At 74.4% G+C, this 15,322-nt stretch carries 8 protein-coding genes; 3 read left to right on the forward strand and 5 right to left on the reverse strand.

What is annotated here, in order from left to right; translation table 11 throughout:
• Positions 1–443: 443 nt before the first annotated feature.
• Positions 444–989 (reverse strand): MarR family winged helix-turn-helix transcriptional regulator, encoded by a 546-nt coding sequence (locus tag ACF07V_RS33530; protein WP_392159463.1) that lies wholly within the window; start codon positions 987–989, stop codon positions 444–446.
• A 154-nt stretch (positions 990–1,143) separates the two neighbouring features.
• Between ACF07V_RS33530 and ACF07V_RS33535 the strand changes: the two genes are divergently transcribed.
• Complete coding sequence (locus ACF07V_RS33535; RefSeq protein WP_392159464.1) at positions 1,144–2,418, forward strand: MFS transporter; 1,275 nt, start codon at positions 1,144–1,146, stop codon at positions 2,416–2,418.
• Between the two features lie 16 nt (positions 2,419–2,434).
• Here the strand turns inward: ACF07V_RS33535 and ACF07V_RS33540 are convergent, their stop codons facing one another.
• Together ACF07V_RS33540 and ACF07V_RS33545 are read right to left on the reverse strand one after the other, a co-directional pair.
• Positions 2,435–4,075, reverse strand: coding sequence for a SpoIIE family protein phosphatase (locus ACF07V_RS33540; RefSeq protein WP_392159465.1), 1,641 nt, complete (start codon positions 4,073–4,075; stop codon positions 2,435–2,437).
• Positions 4,076–4,181: 106 nt separating this feature from the next.
• Positions 4,182–5,546 (reverse strand): NAD(P)/FAD-dependent oxidoreductase, encoded by a 1,365-nt coding sequence (locus ACF07V_RS33545; RefSeq protein ID WP_392159466.1) that lies wholly within the window; start codon positions 5,544–5,546, stop codon positions 4,182–4,184.
• A 356-nt stretch (positions 5,547–5,902) separates the two neighbouring features.
• Here ACF07V_RS33545 and ACF07V_RS33550 point away from each other — a divergent pair, with 356 nt between their 5' ends.
• Together ACF07V_RS33550 and ACF07V_RS33555 are read left to right on the forward strand one after the other, a co-directional pair.
• Entirely contained in the window at positions 5,903–6,685 is a 783-nt protein-coding gene (locus ACF07V_RS33550) for a TetR/AcrR family transcriptional regulator (protein WP_392159467.1), read from the forward strand.
• A gap of 208 nt (positions 6,686–6,893) precedes the next feature.
• Positions 6,894–8,975 carry a sigma-70 family RNA polymerase sigma factor gene (locus tag ACF07V_RS33555; protein WP_392159468.1) on the forward strand — a complete coding sequence of 694 codons (2,082 nt, stop codon included), beginning with the start codon at positions 6,894–6,896 and terminating at the stop codon, positions 8,973–8,975.
• On the opposite strand, the gene ACF07V_RS33560 is transcribed toward ACF07V_RS33555, so the two are convergent.
• Together ACF07V_RS33560 and ACF07V_RS33565 are read right to left on the reverse strand one after the other, a co-directional pair.
• On the reverse strand, positions 8,962–12,321 hold the full coding sequence (locus ACF07V_RS33560) for an ATP-binding protein (protein ID WP_392159469.1): 3,360 nt from the start codon (positions 12,319–12,321) through the stop codon (positions 8,962–8,964). The genes ACF07V_RS33555 and ACF07V_RS33560 overlap by 14 nt on opposite strands.
• Before the next feature lie 365 nt (positions 12,322–12,686).
• A complete protein-coding gene (locus tag ACF07V_RS33565; protein WP_392159605.1) occupies positions 12,687–14,870 on the reverse strand; it encodes an asparagine synthase-related protein in 2,184 nt (727 codons plus the stop codon).
• Positions 14,871–15,322 lie beyond the last annotated feature (452 nt).

The raw sequence follows: 15,322 nt of genomic DNA on the forward strand, positions 1-15,322 counted from the left end.
CCTGTTTCCAGGCCCTCCGGGCGCTTCCTTCGTTTCCGACTCTATCAGATCTTTCCGATCCGATTTCCTCGGTGCTTTCCGGTCCCTTTCGCTTTCGCTCCGGGCCCTTCCGGCGTTTCCGACTCTATCAGATCCTTTCGGCGTCTGATTCCCAGTCAGGGGGGTTTGTCTTTCCGGCTGTTGGGCCGTTCCGACGTCTCAAACTCTAGCGGGTTTCCCCGGCGACTCATAATCGAGTCATTCGAAATGAATTTCGGCATGCCGAAATTCATCCCGGTGGGGAGTTCGTGCTGAGTAGAGGTGCCGCATCTGCGGCGGGATTGGTCGTCGAAGAACCGTTCCGGCTCCGTGACAACTCGGAGAACACTACGCATCCAGGAGGGGCGTGTCAACCCCCGCCCGGCGCCTGTCCGGCGCCCTGTCGGGCGCCTCTTCAGGTGGCGTCAGTCCAGGTCCGTCAGGCGGCCGCCGGCGTCCGGCTGGGTGAGCTCCACCCGGCGGAGGAGGCGGATGAGGACGTCACCGAGGACGCCCTTCTCCTCCGTCGTGAGGTCCTGGAGGAGGTCCTCCTCGAAGTAGGTGGCCATGCGCATGGCCTCCAGCCACTTCGAGCGGCCCTCGTCGGTGAGCTCGACGATCACGCGGACGCGGTTGTTCTCGTCGCGGTCGCGGGTGACCAGGCCCTCGCCGGCCATGCGGTCGATGCGGTGGGTCATCGCGGCCGGGGTGAGGCCCAGACGCTTGGCGAGCTCGCCGGGGCCCAGCCGGTAGGGCTCCCCGGAGAGGACCAGGGTCTTGAGGACCTCCCATTCGGCGTTGCTGATGCCGAGGTCGGCGAGCTGGCGGCCGTACGCCACGTTCATCCGGCGGTTCAGCCGGCCGAGCGCGGAGACGACCTTCTCCACCTGCGGGTCGAGGTCGCGGTACTCGCGCTGATAAGCGGCGATCTGCTCGTCGAGGCTCGGCTCCTGGGGAGCGGTGTCGGACATGCGGCGAGTATCCCACGGGCCTCGTTGGCGTTGAAGTCCTTCGGTGTGTACTGTTAAGAGGTTAACTTTAGTGTTGAAGTCTTCAGGGTTCAGGCGTACAGCTCTGAACCCGCGACCGAAGTGGGTGAGTGTGACCAAGGCGAGGGGCGCAGCGATGCGCCGCATCCAGGCAGGCAGCGCGCTGAGCGCGTTCGGACTCGGCTTCACCGTGCCGTACCTCTATGTGTACGTGGCGCAGGTGCGGGATCTGGGCGCTGCGACGGCGGGCATCGTGCTGGCCGTCTTCGCCATGGCCGCACTGGTGGTGCTGCCCTTCAGCGGGCGGGCCATCGACCGGCGCGGGCCGGTGCCCGTGCTTCTGGTGGCCTCGGTCGTCGCCGCCGTGGGTGCGGTGGGGATGGGCTTCGCCTCCAGCGTGCCGGCGGCCGTGGGGGCCGCGGCGCTGCTCGGTGCGGGTACGGCCGTGCTCCAGCCGGCCCTCGCCACGATGATCGTCTGGTGCTCGTCGCCCTCCGGTCGTACGCGTGCCTTCGCGATGCAGTTCTTCCTGCAGAACCTGGGTCTCGGTATCGGTGGTCTGATCGGCGGTCTGCTGGTGGACACGAGCCGGCCGGGCAGCTTCATCCTGCTGTTCTCGATCGAGGCGGCGATGTTCCTGGTGCTGGCCGCGATCGTCGGGACCGTCCGGATGCCGGGCTCGCCGGCGCTCCAGGGCGCCCGTCCGTCCGAGGGCGGGAAGCGCGGCGGTGTCCGCGCGCTGCTCGGGCACAAGGCGATGGTGCAGCTGTGCGTCCTGGGCTTCGTGCTGTTCTTCGCCTGCTACGGGCAGTTCGAGTCGGGCCTCGCGGCGTACGGCACGGAGGCCGCCGGCATCCAGCCGTCGACGCTCGGCATCGCCCTCGCGGCCAACACGGCGGTGATCGTGGTCGCCCAGTTCCTGGTGCTGCGGTTCGTGGAGCGCCGGAAGCGGACCCGGGTGATCGCGGCCGTGGGGCTGATCTGGACCGTGGCGTGGCTCATCGCCGGGTACGCGGGCCTCGGGCACGGCAGCCAGGCCATGGCGACGGCGGCGTTCGTCTCCACGTACGCCCTCTTCGGGCTCGGTGAGGCGATGCTGTCGCCGACCGTGGCCCCGCTGGTGGCGGATCTGGCGCCGGAGTCGATGGTCGGGCAGTACAACTCGGCCTTCGCCCTGGTGAAGCAGCTGGCGCTGGCCGTCGGTCCGGCCGTGGGCGGGCCCATGGGGGCCGCGCTGCACGGTCCGTACATCGCGACCTTCGTGCTGTTCTCGCTCGGGATCACGTTCCTGGCGATCCGGCTCGGCAGGCAGCTGACCCCCGAGCAGGACCAGCCTTCGCAGGCCCTCAAGCCGTCGAAGGTGGTCGTCCGGCACGAGCCCGTGCGTGAGAGCGAGACCGCCGCCGCCTAGTCCGGATCAGTCGGGATCAGTCCGGCAGGGCGAACTCGCACCAGACCGCTTTGCCGCCGCCCGGCGTGCGGCGGCTTCCCCAGGACGAGGCGATCGTCGCGATGATCGAGATTCCGCGACCCGCCTCGTCCTCCGTTTCCGCCCTGCGGCGGCGCGGCAGGTGGTCGTCGCCGTCCGTGACCTCGATGATCAGGCGGCGGTCGGTGCGGCGCAGCCGCAGGCGCATGGGCGGGGTGCCGTGCTGGAGGGAGTTCGCCACGAGCTCGCTGGTGGCGAGGACGCCCAGGTCGCGGAGCTCGACCGGGAACCGCCAGGAGGAGAGGACGCCGGACGCGAACGCACGCGCGCGCGGTGCGGCCTCCACCCCGCCGAGCAGTTCCAGGGCGGCGTTGTGGAAGAGCTCGGCGTCCGCGCCCTTGCGGGAGGGGTGCTGGACGACCAGGACGGCGACGTCGTCGTCGTGCTCGGCGGTGACGCCGAGGGAACGCAGGATCCGGTCGCAGACCACCTGCGGGGTGCCGCTGGCGCCGGAGAGGGCGCGGGCCAGGGCGGCGACGCCCTCGTCGATGTCCTCGCGGCGGCGCTCGACCAGGCCGTCCGTGTAGAGGACGGCGGTGGAGCCGGGCGGCAGGGCGATGGAGCCGGAGGCGTGCAGCCAGCCGCCGGTGCCGAGCGGCGGGCCCGTCGGGTCCTCGGCGCGGCGGACGGTGCCGTCCTCGTCCCGTACGAGGATCGGGAGGTGGCCTGCGGAGGCGTACACCAGCTTGCCCTCGTTGGGGTCGTGGATCGCGTACACACAGGTGGCGATCTGGCTGGCGTCGATCTCGGCGGCGAGGCCGTCGAGGAGCTGGAGGACCTCGTGCGGGGGCAGGTCCAGGCGCGCGTAGGCCCGGACGGCGGTGCGGAGCTGGCCCATGACGGCGGCGGCGCGGACGCCCCGGCCCATGACGTCGCCGATGACGAGCGCGGTGCGGCCGGCCCCGAGGGTGATCACGTCGTACCAGTCGCCGCCGACGGCCGCGTCCGCGACGCCGGGCTGGTAGGTGGCGGCGATCCGGAGGTCGTCGGGCTGCTCCAGTTCCTGCGGGAGCAGGGAGCGCTGGAGGGTGACGGCGGTCTCCCGGTGCCTGCGCTCGCTGGCGCGGAGCCGCTCGGCGGCCTCGGCGTGGTCGGTGACGTCGGCGGCGTGGACGAGGACGCCGCCGCCGTCGAGGCGGGGGCTGTCGACGGGCAGGCAGGTGACCGTGTACGAGCCGCCGTCCTTGGTGCGGCGGGACTTCACGGTGCGGGGCTTTCCGCTGCGCAGCACCTGGTCCATGAGGGGCAGCAGGCCCAGCTCCTCGGCCTCAGGGCAGGTGTCGGCGACGGTGGCGCCGGCGGGGCGGGGGCCGAAGGCGGCGGCGTACGCGTCGTTCACGTACGCGATGCGGTGCTCCGGGCCGTACGCGAGGGCGACGAGGCCGGGGAGGCGGCCGAGCAGCTCCCGTACGGAGAAGTCCTCCAGGGCGGGGACGTCGGCGGCCTCGGCAGCGCTGTCGGTGGGCTGCTCCCACTGCTGACCGTACTCACCGCGGGCGGCGGGCACGGAGCCTTCGGTCCCCCGCGCCGCGCGGCGCTGCGTGCCGGGGAGCCGGGCGCTCCAACGGGTGAAGTTCACGGATCTGTATGCCTCGTGGTGTCGGTGCCGTGCAGAGTCACGCTGTGCAGGTGTGAGCCCACCTATGGTCACACGTCCAGTGTGGACGAGTGCACTGACAGTGATGTCAGGACTGCGGCTTGTCGTCGTCGCCGGGGGGTGGTGAGGCGGCGAGTTCGAATTCGGCCCTGGGGTGTTCCAGTGAGCCGAGGGAGACGATCTCCCGTTTGAACAGGCCGGACAGGGTCCATTCGGCGAGGACGCGGGCCTTTCGGTTGAAGGTCGGGACGCGGCTGAGGTGGTAGGCGCGGTGCATGAACCAGGCCGGATATCCCTTGAGCTTGCGTCCGTAGACGTGGGCGACTCCCTTGTGGAGGCCGAGGGAGGCGACGGAGCCCACGTACGCGTGCGCGTACTCCTTGAGCGGCTGTCCGCGCAGGGAGGCCGCGATGTTCTCGGCGAGGACCTTGGCCTGGCGGAGGGCGTGCTGGGCGTTGGGCGCGCACTCCTTGCCGGGTTCCGCGGCCGTGATGTCGGGGACGGCGGCGGCGTCGCCGGCCGCCCAGGCGTGCGGGGCGCCCTCGACGGCGAGCTGGGGGGTGCAGCGGAGCCTTCCGCGTTCGTTCAGGGGCAGGTCGGTGGCGGCGAGGACGGGCGCGGGCTTCACGCCGGCGGTCCAGACGACGGTGCGGGTGGGCAGGCGGGTGCCGTCGCTGAGGACGGCGATCCGGTCCTCGCAGGACTCGAGCCGGGTCTCCAGGCGCACGTCGATGTTCCGGCCGCGCAGCTCGCGGACGGCGTACCGGCCCATCTCCTCGCCCACCTCGGGGAGGATCCGGTCGGAGGCCTCGACGAGGACCCAGCGCAGGTCCTCGGGCTTGACGTTGTGGTAGTACCGCGCGGTGTAGCGGGCCATGTCCTCCAGCTCGGCGAGGGCCTCCACGCCGGCGTAGCCGCCGCCGACGAAGACGAAGGTGAGGGCGGCGTCGCGGAGGGCGGGGTCGCGGGTGGAGGAGGCGATGTCCATCTGCTCGATGACGTGGTTGCGCAGGCCGATGGCCTCCTCGACGGTCTTGAAGCCGATGCCGTGGTCGAGCAGGCCGGGGACCGGGAGGGTGCGGGAGACGGAGCCGGGCGCGACGACCAGCTCGTCGTACGTCATGTCGACGGGGCCGGTGGCCTCCTCCGCGGTGGCGAGGGTGGCGAGGGTCGCGGTGCGTTTGGCGTGGTCGATGCTCTGGACCTCGCCGATGACGACGCGGCAGCGGTCGAGGACGCGGCGGAGCGGCACGACGACGTGGCGCGGGGAGATGGAGCCGGCCGCGGCCTCCGGCAGGAACGGCTGGTACGTCATGTACGGCTCGGGGGTGACCACCACGATCTCGGCGGTGCCGGCTCTGAGCTCGGCCCCGAGCTGCCGCTGAAGGCGCAGCGCGGTGTACATGCCGACGTAGCCACCGCCGACCACGAGAATGCGCGCAGGTTCGGTCACTGTCCCATGACGCACCCCCGTCCGTGGTTTGTCCACAGGCTCGGCAAATTGTGTGACCGGAGGGGTACGGAGGCGCGGGGTGGCGCGCAAGCGGGGCGCGGAGGGATCCGCGCAGGTCACACCGGGTGGGGCGGGTTCGGAGAGGGGTCGGAATCGGGAGTCTTCCGGGCCTTGCTCCGATCGGGGGGCGCACCGTACGGAACTCCCCCTTCTGAATTGACCCCGACTCAACTATGTTCGTACTTCGTCGGGGTGTCGGATCGGGCGCGCGTGGACCGAAAGCGCTCGTCCGCCGGAGGCCCCGTATTCAGGGCGGGGAGTCTCCGGGGGGAGACATCATGAGCGGGGGAACGCTTATGCAGATTCAGGATTCACGGTGGCAGTCGGGCGCCGGAACGGCGACCGTCGACGGGCATGCCCCGGGGACGGCGGAGGCGCGCAACGGCGTGCCGGTGGCGGGCGGCAGGTCCGCTCCGCTGCGGGTGGACGCCCAGCGCAATCTGGAGCACGTGCTGCGTGCCGCGCGCGAGGTGTTCGGCGAGCTCGGCTACGGGGCTCCGATGGAGGACGTGGCGCGCCGCGCCCGTGTCGGGGTCGGCACCGTCTACCGCCGCTTCCCCAGCAAGGACGTGCTGGTGCGGCGGATAGCCGAGGAGGAGACCTCCCGGCTGACCGAGCAGGCGCGGGCCGCGCTGGGCCAGGAGGAGGAGCCGTGGTCGGCGCTCTCCCGGTTCCTGCGGACCTCGGTGGCCTCGGGTGCGGGGCGTCTCCTGCCGCCGCAGGTGCTGCGGGTGGGCGTGGACGAGTCCGGGGTGCCGCTCGGGGCGGACGACGCTGACGAGGCGGCGCGGGTGCCGTACCAGCGGGGTGTCGCCGAGCAGGGCGACGCGCGTGTGGTGGCGCCGCGCGGTGTGCCGGCCGAGGAGCGGGACGACGCGGGGGCCTCGGAGCTCCTGGAGGTCGTCGGCCGGCTGGTCGACCGGGCGCGTGAGGCGGGTGAGCTGCGGACGGACGTGACCGTGGCGGACGTCCTCCTCGTCATCGCCACCGCCGCCCCGGCGCTGCCGGACGCGGCGCAGCAGGCGGCCGCCTCGGCCCGGCTCCTCGACATCCTTCTCGAGGGGCTGCGCTCCCGGTAGGAAGCCCGCGCTTCCTTCTTCATCACGGCCGCGGTTTTCGTGGTCCGGGCGGACCAACGAGCATGACACGAACGTGTGAGCGGTTACGCCCGGATACATGAAGTCGCCCCGGACGAGTGGTAAGTGGACTGGGCGCTTCGGCATGCCCGCGCTCTGTGGCAGGCTTGGCCAATATTCTGGTCTGGGCGTGCTTACGGGGGCTTCCGCGATGAGCGGTGACGGTCGGGACGATCCGCTGGGCAGCGGCGGCGGCGCGGAGACCGGGGACCTTCCCTCCGGGCAGGTTCCGAGCCAGGGCGGGCCGGGAGGCCTTTCCGGCACGTCGGCCGTACAGAGCGACCCGTTCGACCCGAGTGTGCCGCAGCAGCGCGAGGGCAGGCCCGGCGGACCGGGTGTCCGCGCCGCGGCCGTCGCGGGGGCGGCCGCCGGACCGGGAACCAGCGGACCGGGCGCGGGCGAGGACCGCGACGCGGACGCCGACCTCGACGAGCGGGAGTCCGCGCACGAGCCCGGGCACGAGCCCGAGGGCGTCCTCCCACCGCCGCTCGAACTGCCGCCCTCCGACGCCGAGCTCGTCCAGCTCATGCGGGACGGCGACGACTCCGCGTACGAGGAGCTCTTCCGCCGCCACTCCGACCCCGTCCGCCGCTACGCCAGGACCTGCTGCCGGGACGCGCACACCGCCGACGACCTCACCGCCGAGGTCTTCGCCCGCACCCTCCAGGCGGTCCGCGGCGGAGCCGGGCCCGAACAGGCCGTGCGCGCCTACCTCATGACCACCGTCCGGCGGGTCGCCGCCAACTGGGCCAGGACCCAGAAGCGCGAGCACCTCGTCGAGGACTTCGCGGTGTTCGCCGCGGACGCCGCCCGCTCCTCCGAGGTCTCCGACCAGGACACCCTCGACCTCGGCGCGGACGTCCGCGCCATGCACGAGGCCGAGCAGTCCCTCGCCATGCAGGCCTTCCGCTCGCTGCCCGAGCGCTGGCAGGCCGTGCTGTGGCACACCACCGTCGAGGAGGAGTCCCCGAGCGAGGTCGCCCCGCTCTTCGGACTGACCGCCAACGCCACGGCCGTGCTCGCCAGCCGGGCCCGCGAGGGCCTCAAGCAGGCCTACCTCCAGGCGCACGTCAGCCAGTCCCTCACCGCGGGCGGCGACTGCGCCCGCTACGCGGACCGGCTCGGCGCCTACGCGCGCGGCGGACTGCGGATGCGGGCCGAGCGCGGACTGCGCAAGCACCTGGACGAATGCGCCAAGTGCCGGCTCGCCGCCGGTGAGCTGGCCCATGTGAACGCCGGGATCCCCGCGCTCCTGCCGGTCGCCGTCATCGGCTGGTTCGCCGCCGGGTACTCGCTCAAGGCCGCCGGCGTCGTCGCCGGCGGCACCGCCGCCGCGGCCGGGGCGGGCGCCGCGGCCGCGGCCTCCGGCTCCTCCGGGGGCGCCGCCTCGGGCGGTGCGGCCGCCGAGGGACTCGGCGCGCCCGCGAAGGCCGGTATCGCGGCGGCCATAGCGGTCGCCGCGGCCGCCGGTCTCGTCTGGGCGATGGCCGGGGACCCGCAGCCCGTGGCCGCGCCCAGGCCCGCACAGCCGGTCGTCACCCCGCTCGCGCCGGAGCCCGCGCCCCCGGCTAAGCCCTCCCCGAAGCCCGCGCCCCCCGCCCCGGCCGTCACCTCCGAGCCGACGCCCCCGCCGCCCCCGGAACCCAGTCCCGAGCCGACGCCTCCGCCGAAGCCCACGCCCAGGCCGACGACGCCGCCGCCGTCCCCGAAGCCCAGCCCGAAGACCACGCCGACGCCGACACCGCCCCCCGCGAAGCCCGCGCCGAAGCCGACGGCCCCGCCGCCCGCGCCGCCGTCCGTCTACCAGGTCAACGAGCTGCAGTACGGGATCTTCGGCGACGGCACCAAGCCCGAGGTGTCCCTCTCGGACAGCAGCTGGATGTGGCAGCGCAACGGCCTGTCCATCGGCGGCACCCAGTACGCGCACGGGGTCAGCGTCCATGCGCCGTCCTCGCTGCTCATCGACCTCAACCGGCAGTGCACGAGTTACGACGCGGTCGTCGGCATCGACGACCTGAGCGCCCAGCTCGGCGTCGGCGGCGTCCGCTTCTCCGTCTACGGGGACGGGGAGCGGCTCTGGCGCTCCGACGTCGTCCGCGCGGACGACCCGCCCCTCCCCGTGCACGTCGACATCTCGGGCCGCTCCACGATCCGGCTCGTGGTGGAGGACCACACGCCGTTCGGCCGGGCCGCGGTCGCCGACTGGGCGGAGTCCCGGATCAGCTGCTCCTGACGGCCTTTACGGTGTTGTCGGCGTTTTCGGCCTTTTCGGCGCCGTCGGCCTTTTCGGGGTCCGGCAGGGCCGGGGCGAAGGCGGCGACGAGGTCGAGGACCTCGTCGATCCCCAGGCCCGTGCCGGCCGCGCGGGCCCTGGCCATGGCGGACGCGTCGAGCTGTGCGAGCGCCCGGGCCGTCACGGACTCGCTGTCCTGCAGCTCGGGGACCGAGCGGGGCGTGTCCCGGCGCCAGTGGTCGACGGCGGCCAGGACCCGTACCGCGAGATCGGCCTCGTCCGCCTCGGCCAGGGTGACGGCGAGCACCTCCCCCAGGCCCGTGGTGACGAAGTCCGCGCACTGCGCGTCCCGCGCGGTGCGGAGCGCGGTGATGGCCGTGGCGACGGCGGCCGCGCCCTTCCCCTCGTACGCCTCGACGCGGGCGGCGATTCCGGTCACCGCCGCCTCGAAGTGCGGGGGCGGGGTGCCGATGGCGACCGTCCGGCCCGCCTCCTCCAGCTGGGCGCGGGCCTCGGCGACGTCCCGGCGGTGGAGGGCGAAGGCGGCGCGGAGGAAGCAGACGTACGTCTGGGAGTCCCGTACGCGGTAGCGGTCGGCCTCCCGGGCGGCCTCGTCGAGGGTCCGCTCGGCGGTCTCCAGGTCGCCGGTGCGGTAGGACAGTTCGGCCAGGCGGGCGAGGAGGAACGGGGCCTCCGCGTGGGCGCCGACCTCGCGGGCGAGCCGGAGGGCCTCCTCGTACGCCTCGCCCGCGTCCGCGTGCCGGCCCCGCATCGTGTGGGCCTCGCCCGCCGCGCTCTCGATCTGGGCCCCCATCCAGCGGTCTCCGACGCGCCGGGCGAGGGCGCGGAGTTCGGCCAGGGCCTCGTCGACGCCGGGCATGCCGCCGGGCATGTCGACGATCATGTGCGTGCGGAACATGAGGCTGACGCCGAGCTCCCAGTCGCCGCCGTGGCGGCGGCAGTTGTCGACGGCGGTGTCGAGGAGGCCGCGGATCGTGGCCGGATCCTCGGTGAGGACCGCGGTGAACGGCCAGAGCAGGCCGGGGAAGCGGGCCGACTCGGGGCCGGGGTCCGTGCCGAACGCCTCGCGGACGCGCTTGACGACCGCGAGGATCTCCGGCTGCTTGAACTCCCCCATCGTGCTGTTCTCGACCGCGAGGAAGAAGTGCAGCATGCGCAGGTGCAAGCGGGGCCAGTAGCGGGGGTCGGCGGGGTCGTCCGGGTCCTCGCCCAGCGCGAGCGCGCGCTCCACCCAGGCCAGGCCCTCGGGGCGGTAGTTGCGCAGCCACCAGAACCAGCCCACGGCGAAGACGATCCGGAGCGCGGCGGCTTCGTCGGGAGCCGAGACCAGGGTGCGGTGCAGGGCGGCGCGGATGTTGTCGAGGTCGCGCTCCAGACGGTCGATCCACGGCAGCTGCTCCGCCGAACGGAGCCGGGGCTCGGCGGTCTCGGCGAGGGCGGTGAAGTGGGCGGTGTGGGCGGCCTCGGCGGCGGCGAGCAGCTCCGGTTCCTCGGCGGCCCGCTCGGTCGCGTACTCGTGGATGGTTTCCAGGAGCCGGTAGCGCATCTCGCCGCCGTCGGTGGGGGTGGCGACGACGAGGGACTTGTCGACCAGGGCGCCCAGGGCGTCGGCGGCGTACGGGGAGAGGGCCTCGGCGGCGGCGAGGTCCCAGCCTCCGGCGAAGACGGACACCTGGCGGAGCAGGGTGCGCTCGGCCGGGTCCAGCAGGTCCCAGGACCAGTCGACGACGGCGCGGAGGGTCTGCTGGCGGGGCAGGACGGTCCGCGAGCCGGAGGTGAGGAGGAGGAAGCGGTCGTCGAGGCGGTCGGCTATCTGGCGCGGGGTGAGGAGGCGCAGCCGGGCGGCGGCCAGTTCGATGGCGAGCGGCAGGCCGTCGAGGCGGCGGCAGATCTCGTCGACGGCCTCGCCGCCGTCCCTGGCGAGGTCGAAGGAGGGGCGCACGGTGCGGGCCCGCTCGGCGAAGAGGCGGTGGGCGGGGTCGGGCGGGAGGGGTTCGACGGGGCGGACCGCCTCGCCGGGGACTCCGAGGGGTTCACGGCTGGTGGCGAGGATGCGGAGCCGCGGGCAGTGGGTGAGGAGGGTCTCGGCGAGGGCGGCGGCCGCGTCGATCACGTGCTCGCAGTTGTCGAGGACCAGGAGGAGCGGTCGGCGGGCCAGGTGCTCGACGAGGTGGGCGGTGGGGTCGTCCTGGAGCGGCACCCCGTCGCGGGTGATCAGGTTGATCTCGCGGAGGCGGAGCGCGGAGAGGACGGCGCCGGGGAGGGCGTCGGGGTCGTCGAGGGGGGCGAGTTCGGCGATCCAGGCGGCGGGGCCGACGGCCCGGAGGGCGGCCTCCTCGGCGAGCCGTGTCTTGCCGGAGCCGCCGGGGCCGGTGAGCGTGACGAGCCGGGAGCGGTTCAGGTCGGCGTGGAGGGCGGTGAGCTCGGGCTCACGGCCGACGAAGGAGGTGAGCCGGGGGCGGATGTTGCCGGCTTCGGGGGCGGGTCGCTCGTCCGCGGGCGCCGGTGTCGACGGCGGGGCGGGCGGGTCCGTACGGCTCGGGGCGGGGTCCGTCGCGGGCGGGCGGGCCGGCGCGGAGGGGTGCGTCGGCGCGGGCGGGTGCGGGGGCGCGCCGGTGAGGAGTTCCTGGTGGAGGGCGGTGAGTTCCGGTCCCGGGTCGGCGCCGAGGGCGTCGGCGAGGGTGCGGCGGGCCGACTCGTACGCGGTGAGGGCGTCGGCGTGGCGGCCCTCGGCCCGCAGGGCGCGGATGAGCTGGGCGCGGAAGGCCTCGTCGTACGGGTACGTGGTGGTGAGCTCGGTCAGCTCCGGTACGAGTCCGTCGGTGGCGCCCCGGCGCAGATCGGCCTCGACGCGCTGCCGGAGCGCCGCGAGCCGCTGGGCCTCGGGGCGGACGCCCGCCGGGTCGGGCAGGTCGGCGAGGGCGGGGCCCCGGAAGAGGCCGAGGGCCTCGCGGAGGAGGGCGGCGGCGGTGTCGGGGTCGCCGGCGTCGAGGCGGGCGGCGCCTTCCCTGACCCGGCGCTGGAAGACGTACAGGTCGATGTCGTCGGGACCGGCGGCGAGCCGGTAGCCGGGACCGGGGGTGGAGTCGACGGCCTCCCGGCCGAGGATCCGGCGGAGGCGGCCGACCAGGGCCTGGAGGGCGGCGGGGGCGTCCTGCGGCGGGTCGTCCCCGTAGACGTCGTCGGCGAGCTCGCCGACGGAGACGGCGCGTCCGCCGCGCAGCGCGAGGGCGGCGAGCAGGGCGCGCAGCCGGGCGCCGCCGAGGGGAAGCGGGGTGCCGTCGGGACGAAGGGCCTCGGTGGTGCCGAGGATGAGATACCGCACCGGCCCATTGTGTCGGGTGGGCACGGGGTACGCCTCGGGGTTTACCCCGGTGGGTCCCCTAGAAGGCGCCGGTGTCCGGGTCGAAGCCGAGGGGCGCGGGCAGCGGGACGGCTGTCCCCAGCTTGTGGAGGGACTTGTGGCCGTAGTCGTCGCCCGAGGGACCGGAACGGACGACGGCCTCGCCGGCCTCGCGGTCGATGAGCAGGTAGATCGGGATGTCCGCGCGCGCGTAGGCGCGGATCTTCTGGACTCGGTCGCCCTTCGCTCGGGTGCGACGGTTTCAGCTTAGGTCCGGGCTCGGGTCGAAGTCCGGAACGCGTTCGCTCGAACGAGCGTGCTGTGACGCTCCATCCGCTCGGCGGACCTCAGGCCGGCAGGGATCTCGTCGTGCGGACCAGGGGGAGGGGGACCTGGACCGCGCGGTGGGCCCGGGGTTCTGTCGTGTTGGTCCAGCAGGAGCCGCGGCGGGCGAGGAGGCGGCGGAGCCAGAGTTCGGTGGAGACGAGGTCGGCGAGGCCGTCGAGGGGGACGGGGGCGCCGTCGGCCGCCGCGCGGAGGGCCTCGCGGACCACGCGGGCCTCGATCAGGCCCGCGTCCGCGAGGAGCGGCGCGTCGAAGAGGGCGAGGAGCTCGGGGAGCGCGGCGCGCAGGCCCGTGCGCGTGGCGGCGGCCGGGACGGCCGGGTGGGGGGCGCCCCAGCCCGGGGGGAGGTCGTGGACGCCGGCGCCGGACAGGACGGTGCGCAGGACGCCGGCCCGGGCGTCGGGCTGGACCCGGAGCGATTCCGGGAGGTCTCGGCAGGCCCGTACGACCTGGTTGTCGAGGAACGGGGCGTGGAGGCGCTGGCCCCGGATCTCCGCCGCCTGCTCCAGGACCCGGTGGTCGGCCGCCGCGCGGGCGAGGGCCGCACGCGCGCGTGCCTCGCCGGGGCGCTGGACGGACGTCGGGAGCGTCGCCGCCCGGTTCAGACGAACCGATACTTCAGCAAGGGCCTCGCCCGTCAGCCAGCGCGCCGCCGGCCCCGGACGCGACCACGCGAGCGCGGAGAGCGAGGCCTCCAGGGGGCCGAAGCCGTCCGGGGCCGTGCGGTTCGCCTCCAGGACCCGGCGGGCCGCCGCCTCCAGACCCGTCCGGTACGGGGTACGGGCCAGCTTCCGCGCCGCCCGGTAGACGGTCAGCGGCACCAGGAGCGACCCCGCCGACGGGCCCGAGGCCTTCGCCAGTGCCGTCACCGGCCGCACCAGGGAGCGGCGCCTGCGGTCCATCAACAGGTCGGCCAGGCGCGCCGGGTGCGCGTCCAGGACCTGCTTCGCGCCCATGCCGGTGAAGTGGTCGGCGCTGCCGCCGGCGAGGCGCCTGCGGTGCCGTTCCGCCGTGACGAGGGCGGGGCCCGGCTCGTCCGTGAGCGGCCCGTCCAGCGCCGCGTACGGCAGGGCCTCCTCGCCGCCCGCGACGACCACGTGGTGCAGCCGCGGGTCCGCGGCGAGCGCACGGGCCCGCTCCAGCTCCGCCGTGCGCCGCGCACCGGCCCTCGTCGCCAGGTCGTTGAAGGTGACGGCGAGCAGCCGCTCCCCCGCGCCCGTGCCGAGCCCGATGATCGTGCCCGGAACCCCCGGGAGACCCGCCGCGAGCAGGGCCAGCGTGCCGGAGGCGCTGCCGCCGGACAGGTCGGCGCCGATGCCGGGCGCCGGGCCCGCGCCCCGGGCCGCGCGCCGGTCGGCCGGACCCATGCCGGGGACCGGGCCGGGGTCGGGGAGCGGCATCTCGGGCGCGTGCCGGGGCGCGGTGAGCCGGGCCCGTACGGCCTCGACGAGGGCGTCCCGTACCCCTTCGACGGCCTGCCGCGGGTCGGCCTCGGGGGCCGCGACGGCGAGCGAGGCCACCTGCTCGTAGCCGGTGATCTCGCGCGAGCCCTCCCGCAGGATCAGCGCGTGACCGGGCGGAACCCGGCGGACCCCTTCGTACGGGGTGGAGTCGCGCAGCGCCTCGGGGGTCTCGGGGCAGGCGAGCAGGGCCGCGAGATGGCCGATGTCGAGCTGGGCCTCGACGAGGTCGGCGAGCGGCAGGGCGGCGGTGGCGTACGCGGTGCCGCCCGCCCACGGGGTGTGGAACACCGGCCGGGCGCCCGCGAGGTCACCGGTGACGGTGACGCGGCGGCCGGTCTTCACGACGGCGGTGTAGCTGCCGGGCCAGGCGGTCAGATGCCGCAACGCGCCCCCGCGCGCGGTGAGCAGGCCGATCCGCAGCTCCTCGTCGCTCGCGGCGCAGCAGCCGAGGACGGCGAGGCGGGTGTGGTCGTCGACGGCCACGACGCGGACCTCGTCGGGGCGCCAGTCGCCGACCGCCCAGAGCGGGTCGGGGTCGCCCCAGAGGAGCTGTGCGCCCACCGGCTGCACCGTGCGCCCCTCGGCGGCGCGGTCGGGTCCCGGGTCGTATCCGGGGTCGTACGGGGAGGACGAGCCGTAGGCGCCGTTCGCCGCTCCCGCCCGGCCCGCCGCGGTCGTTGCGAAGCTCGCCGCGACACTGCTCCAGCCCACCAGCCATCGCATCGGCGCCTCCACATCCGTTTCGGTGGAGGACATGCTGCCACGACAACGGCGCACGGGGCGGTGTCCGGGCGCACGCGCGCGAAAGCCGAATGCGCCCCTGGCATGGGCCAGTTGGCGAGCGCGGGTACACCGGCTTCACACCGGCGTCATTCGGCCAAATATCGATGCCCGTCGGAGGTTTCGGCGGGCGTCCGGGCGGAACGCCGGTCCTCGGCAGCCCGGGAGGCGCTCCCGCCTCCCGGCGCCGTCCGCCGCCCGCGGGGAATGGGGCGGCGGTGTCCCCCAGCCCACTGATCCGGGACTCCGCTCCCGGCCGAGCGGGCCGACCCACGCGCTACTCATGGAAGCGCTCCCCCACCCGGCGGACGAGAGCGCACGGCCGGGCGCACGGCCACACGGCCGGAGCACGAGCCGCTCCGCCGGGCCCGTCCGTCGCACGTTCACACAACAAT

Origin of the sequence: Streptomyces sp. NPDC015661, assembly GCF_043077765.1 — a bacterium.
Lineage (GTDB): Bacteria > Actinomycetota > Actinomycetes > Streptomycetales > Streptomycetaceae > Streptomyces.

Coding starts and splice junctions, on each gene's coding strand:
- ACF07V_RS33550 (WP_392159467.1), top strand. CDS start 5,903: ATGCAGATTCAGGATTCACGGTGGCAGTCGGGCGCCGGAACGGCGACC.
- ACF07V_RS33555 (WP_392159468.1), top strand. CDS start 6,894: ATGAGCGGTGACGGTCGGGACGATCCGCTGGGCAGCGGCGGCGGCGCG.
- ACF07V_RS33535 (WP_392159464.1), top strand. CDS start 1,144: ATGCGCCGCATCCAGGCAGGCAGCGCGCTGAGCGCGTTCGGACTCGGC.
- ACF07V_RS33530 (WP_392159463.1), bottom strand. CDS start 989: ATGTCCGACACCGCTCCCCAGGAGCCGAGCCTCGACGAGCAGATCGCC.
- ACF07V_RS33565 (WP_392159605.1), bottom strand. CDS start 14,870: ATGCGATGGCTGGTGGGCTGGAGCAGTGTCGCGGCGAGCTTCGCAACG.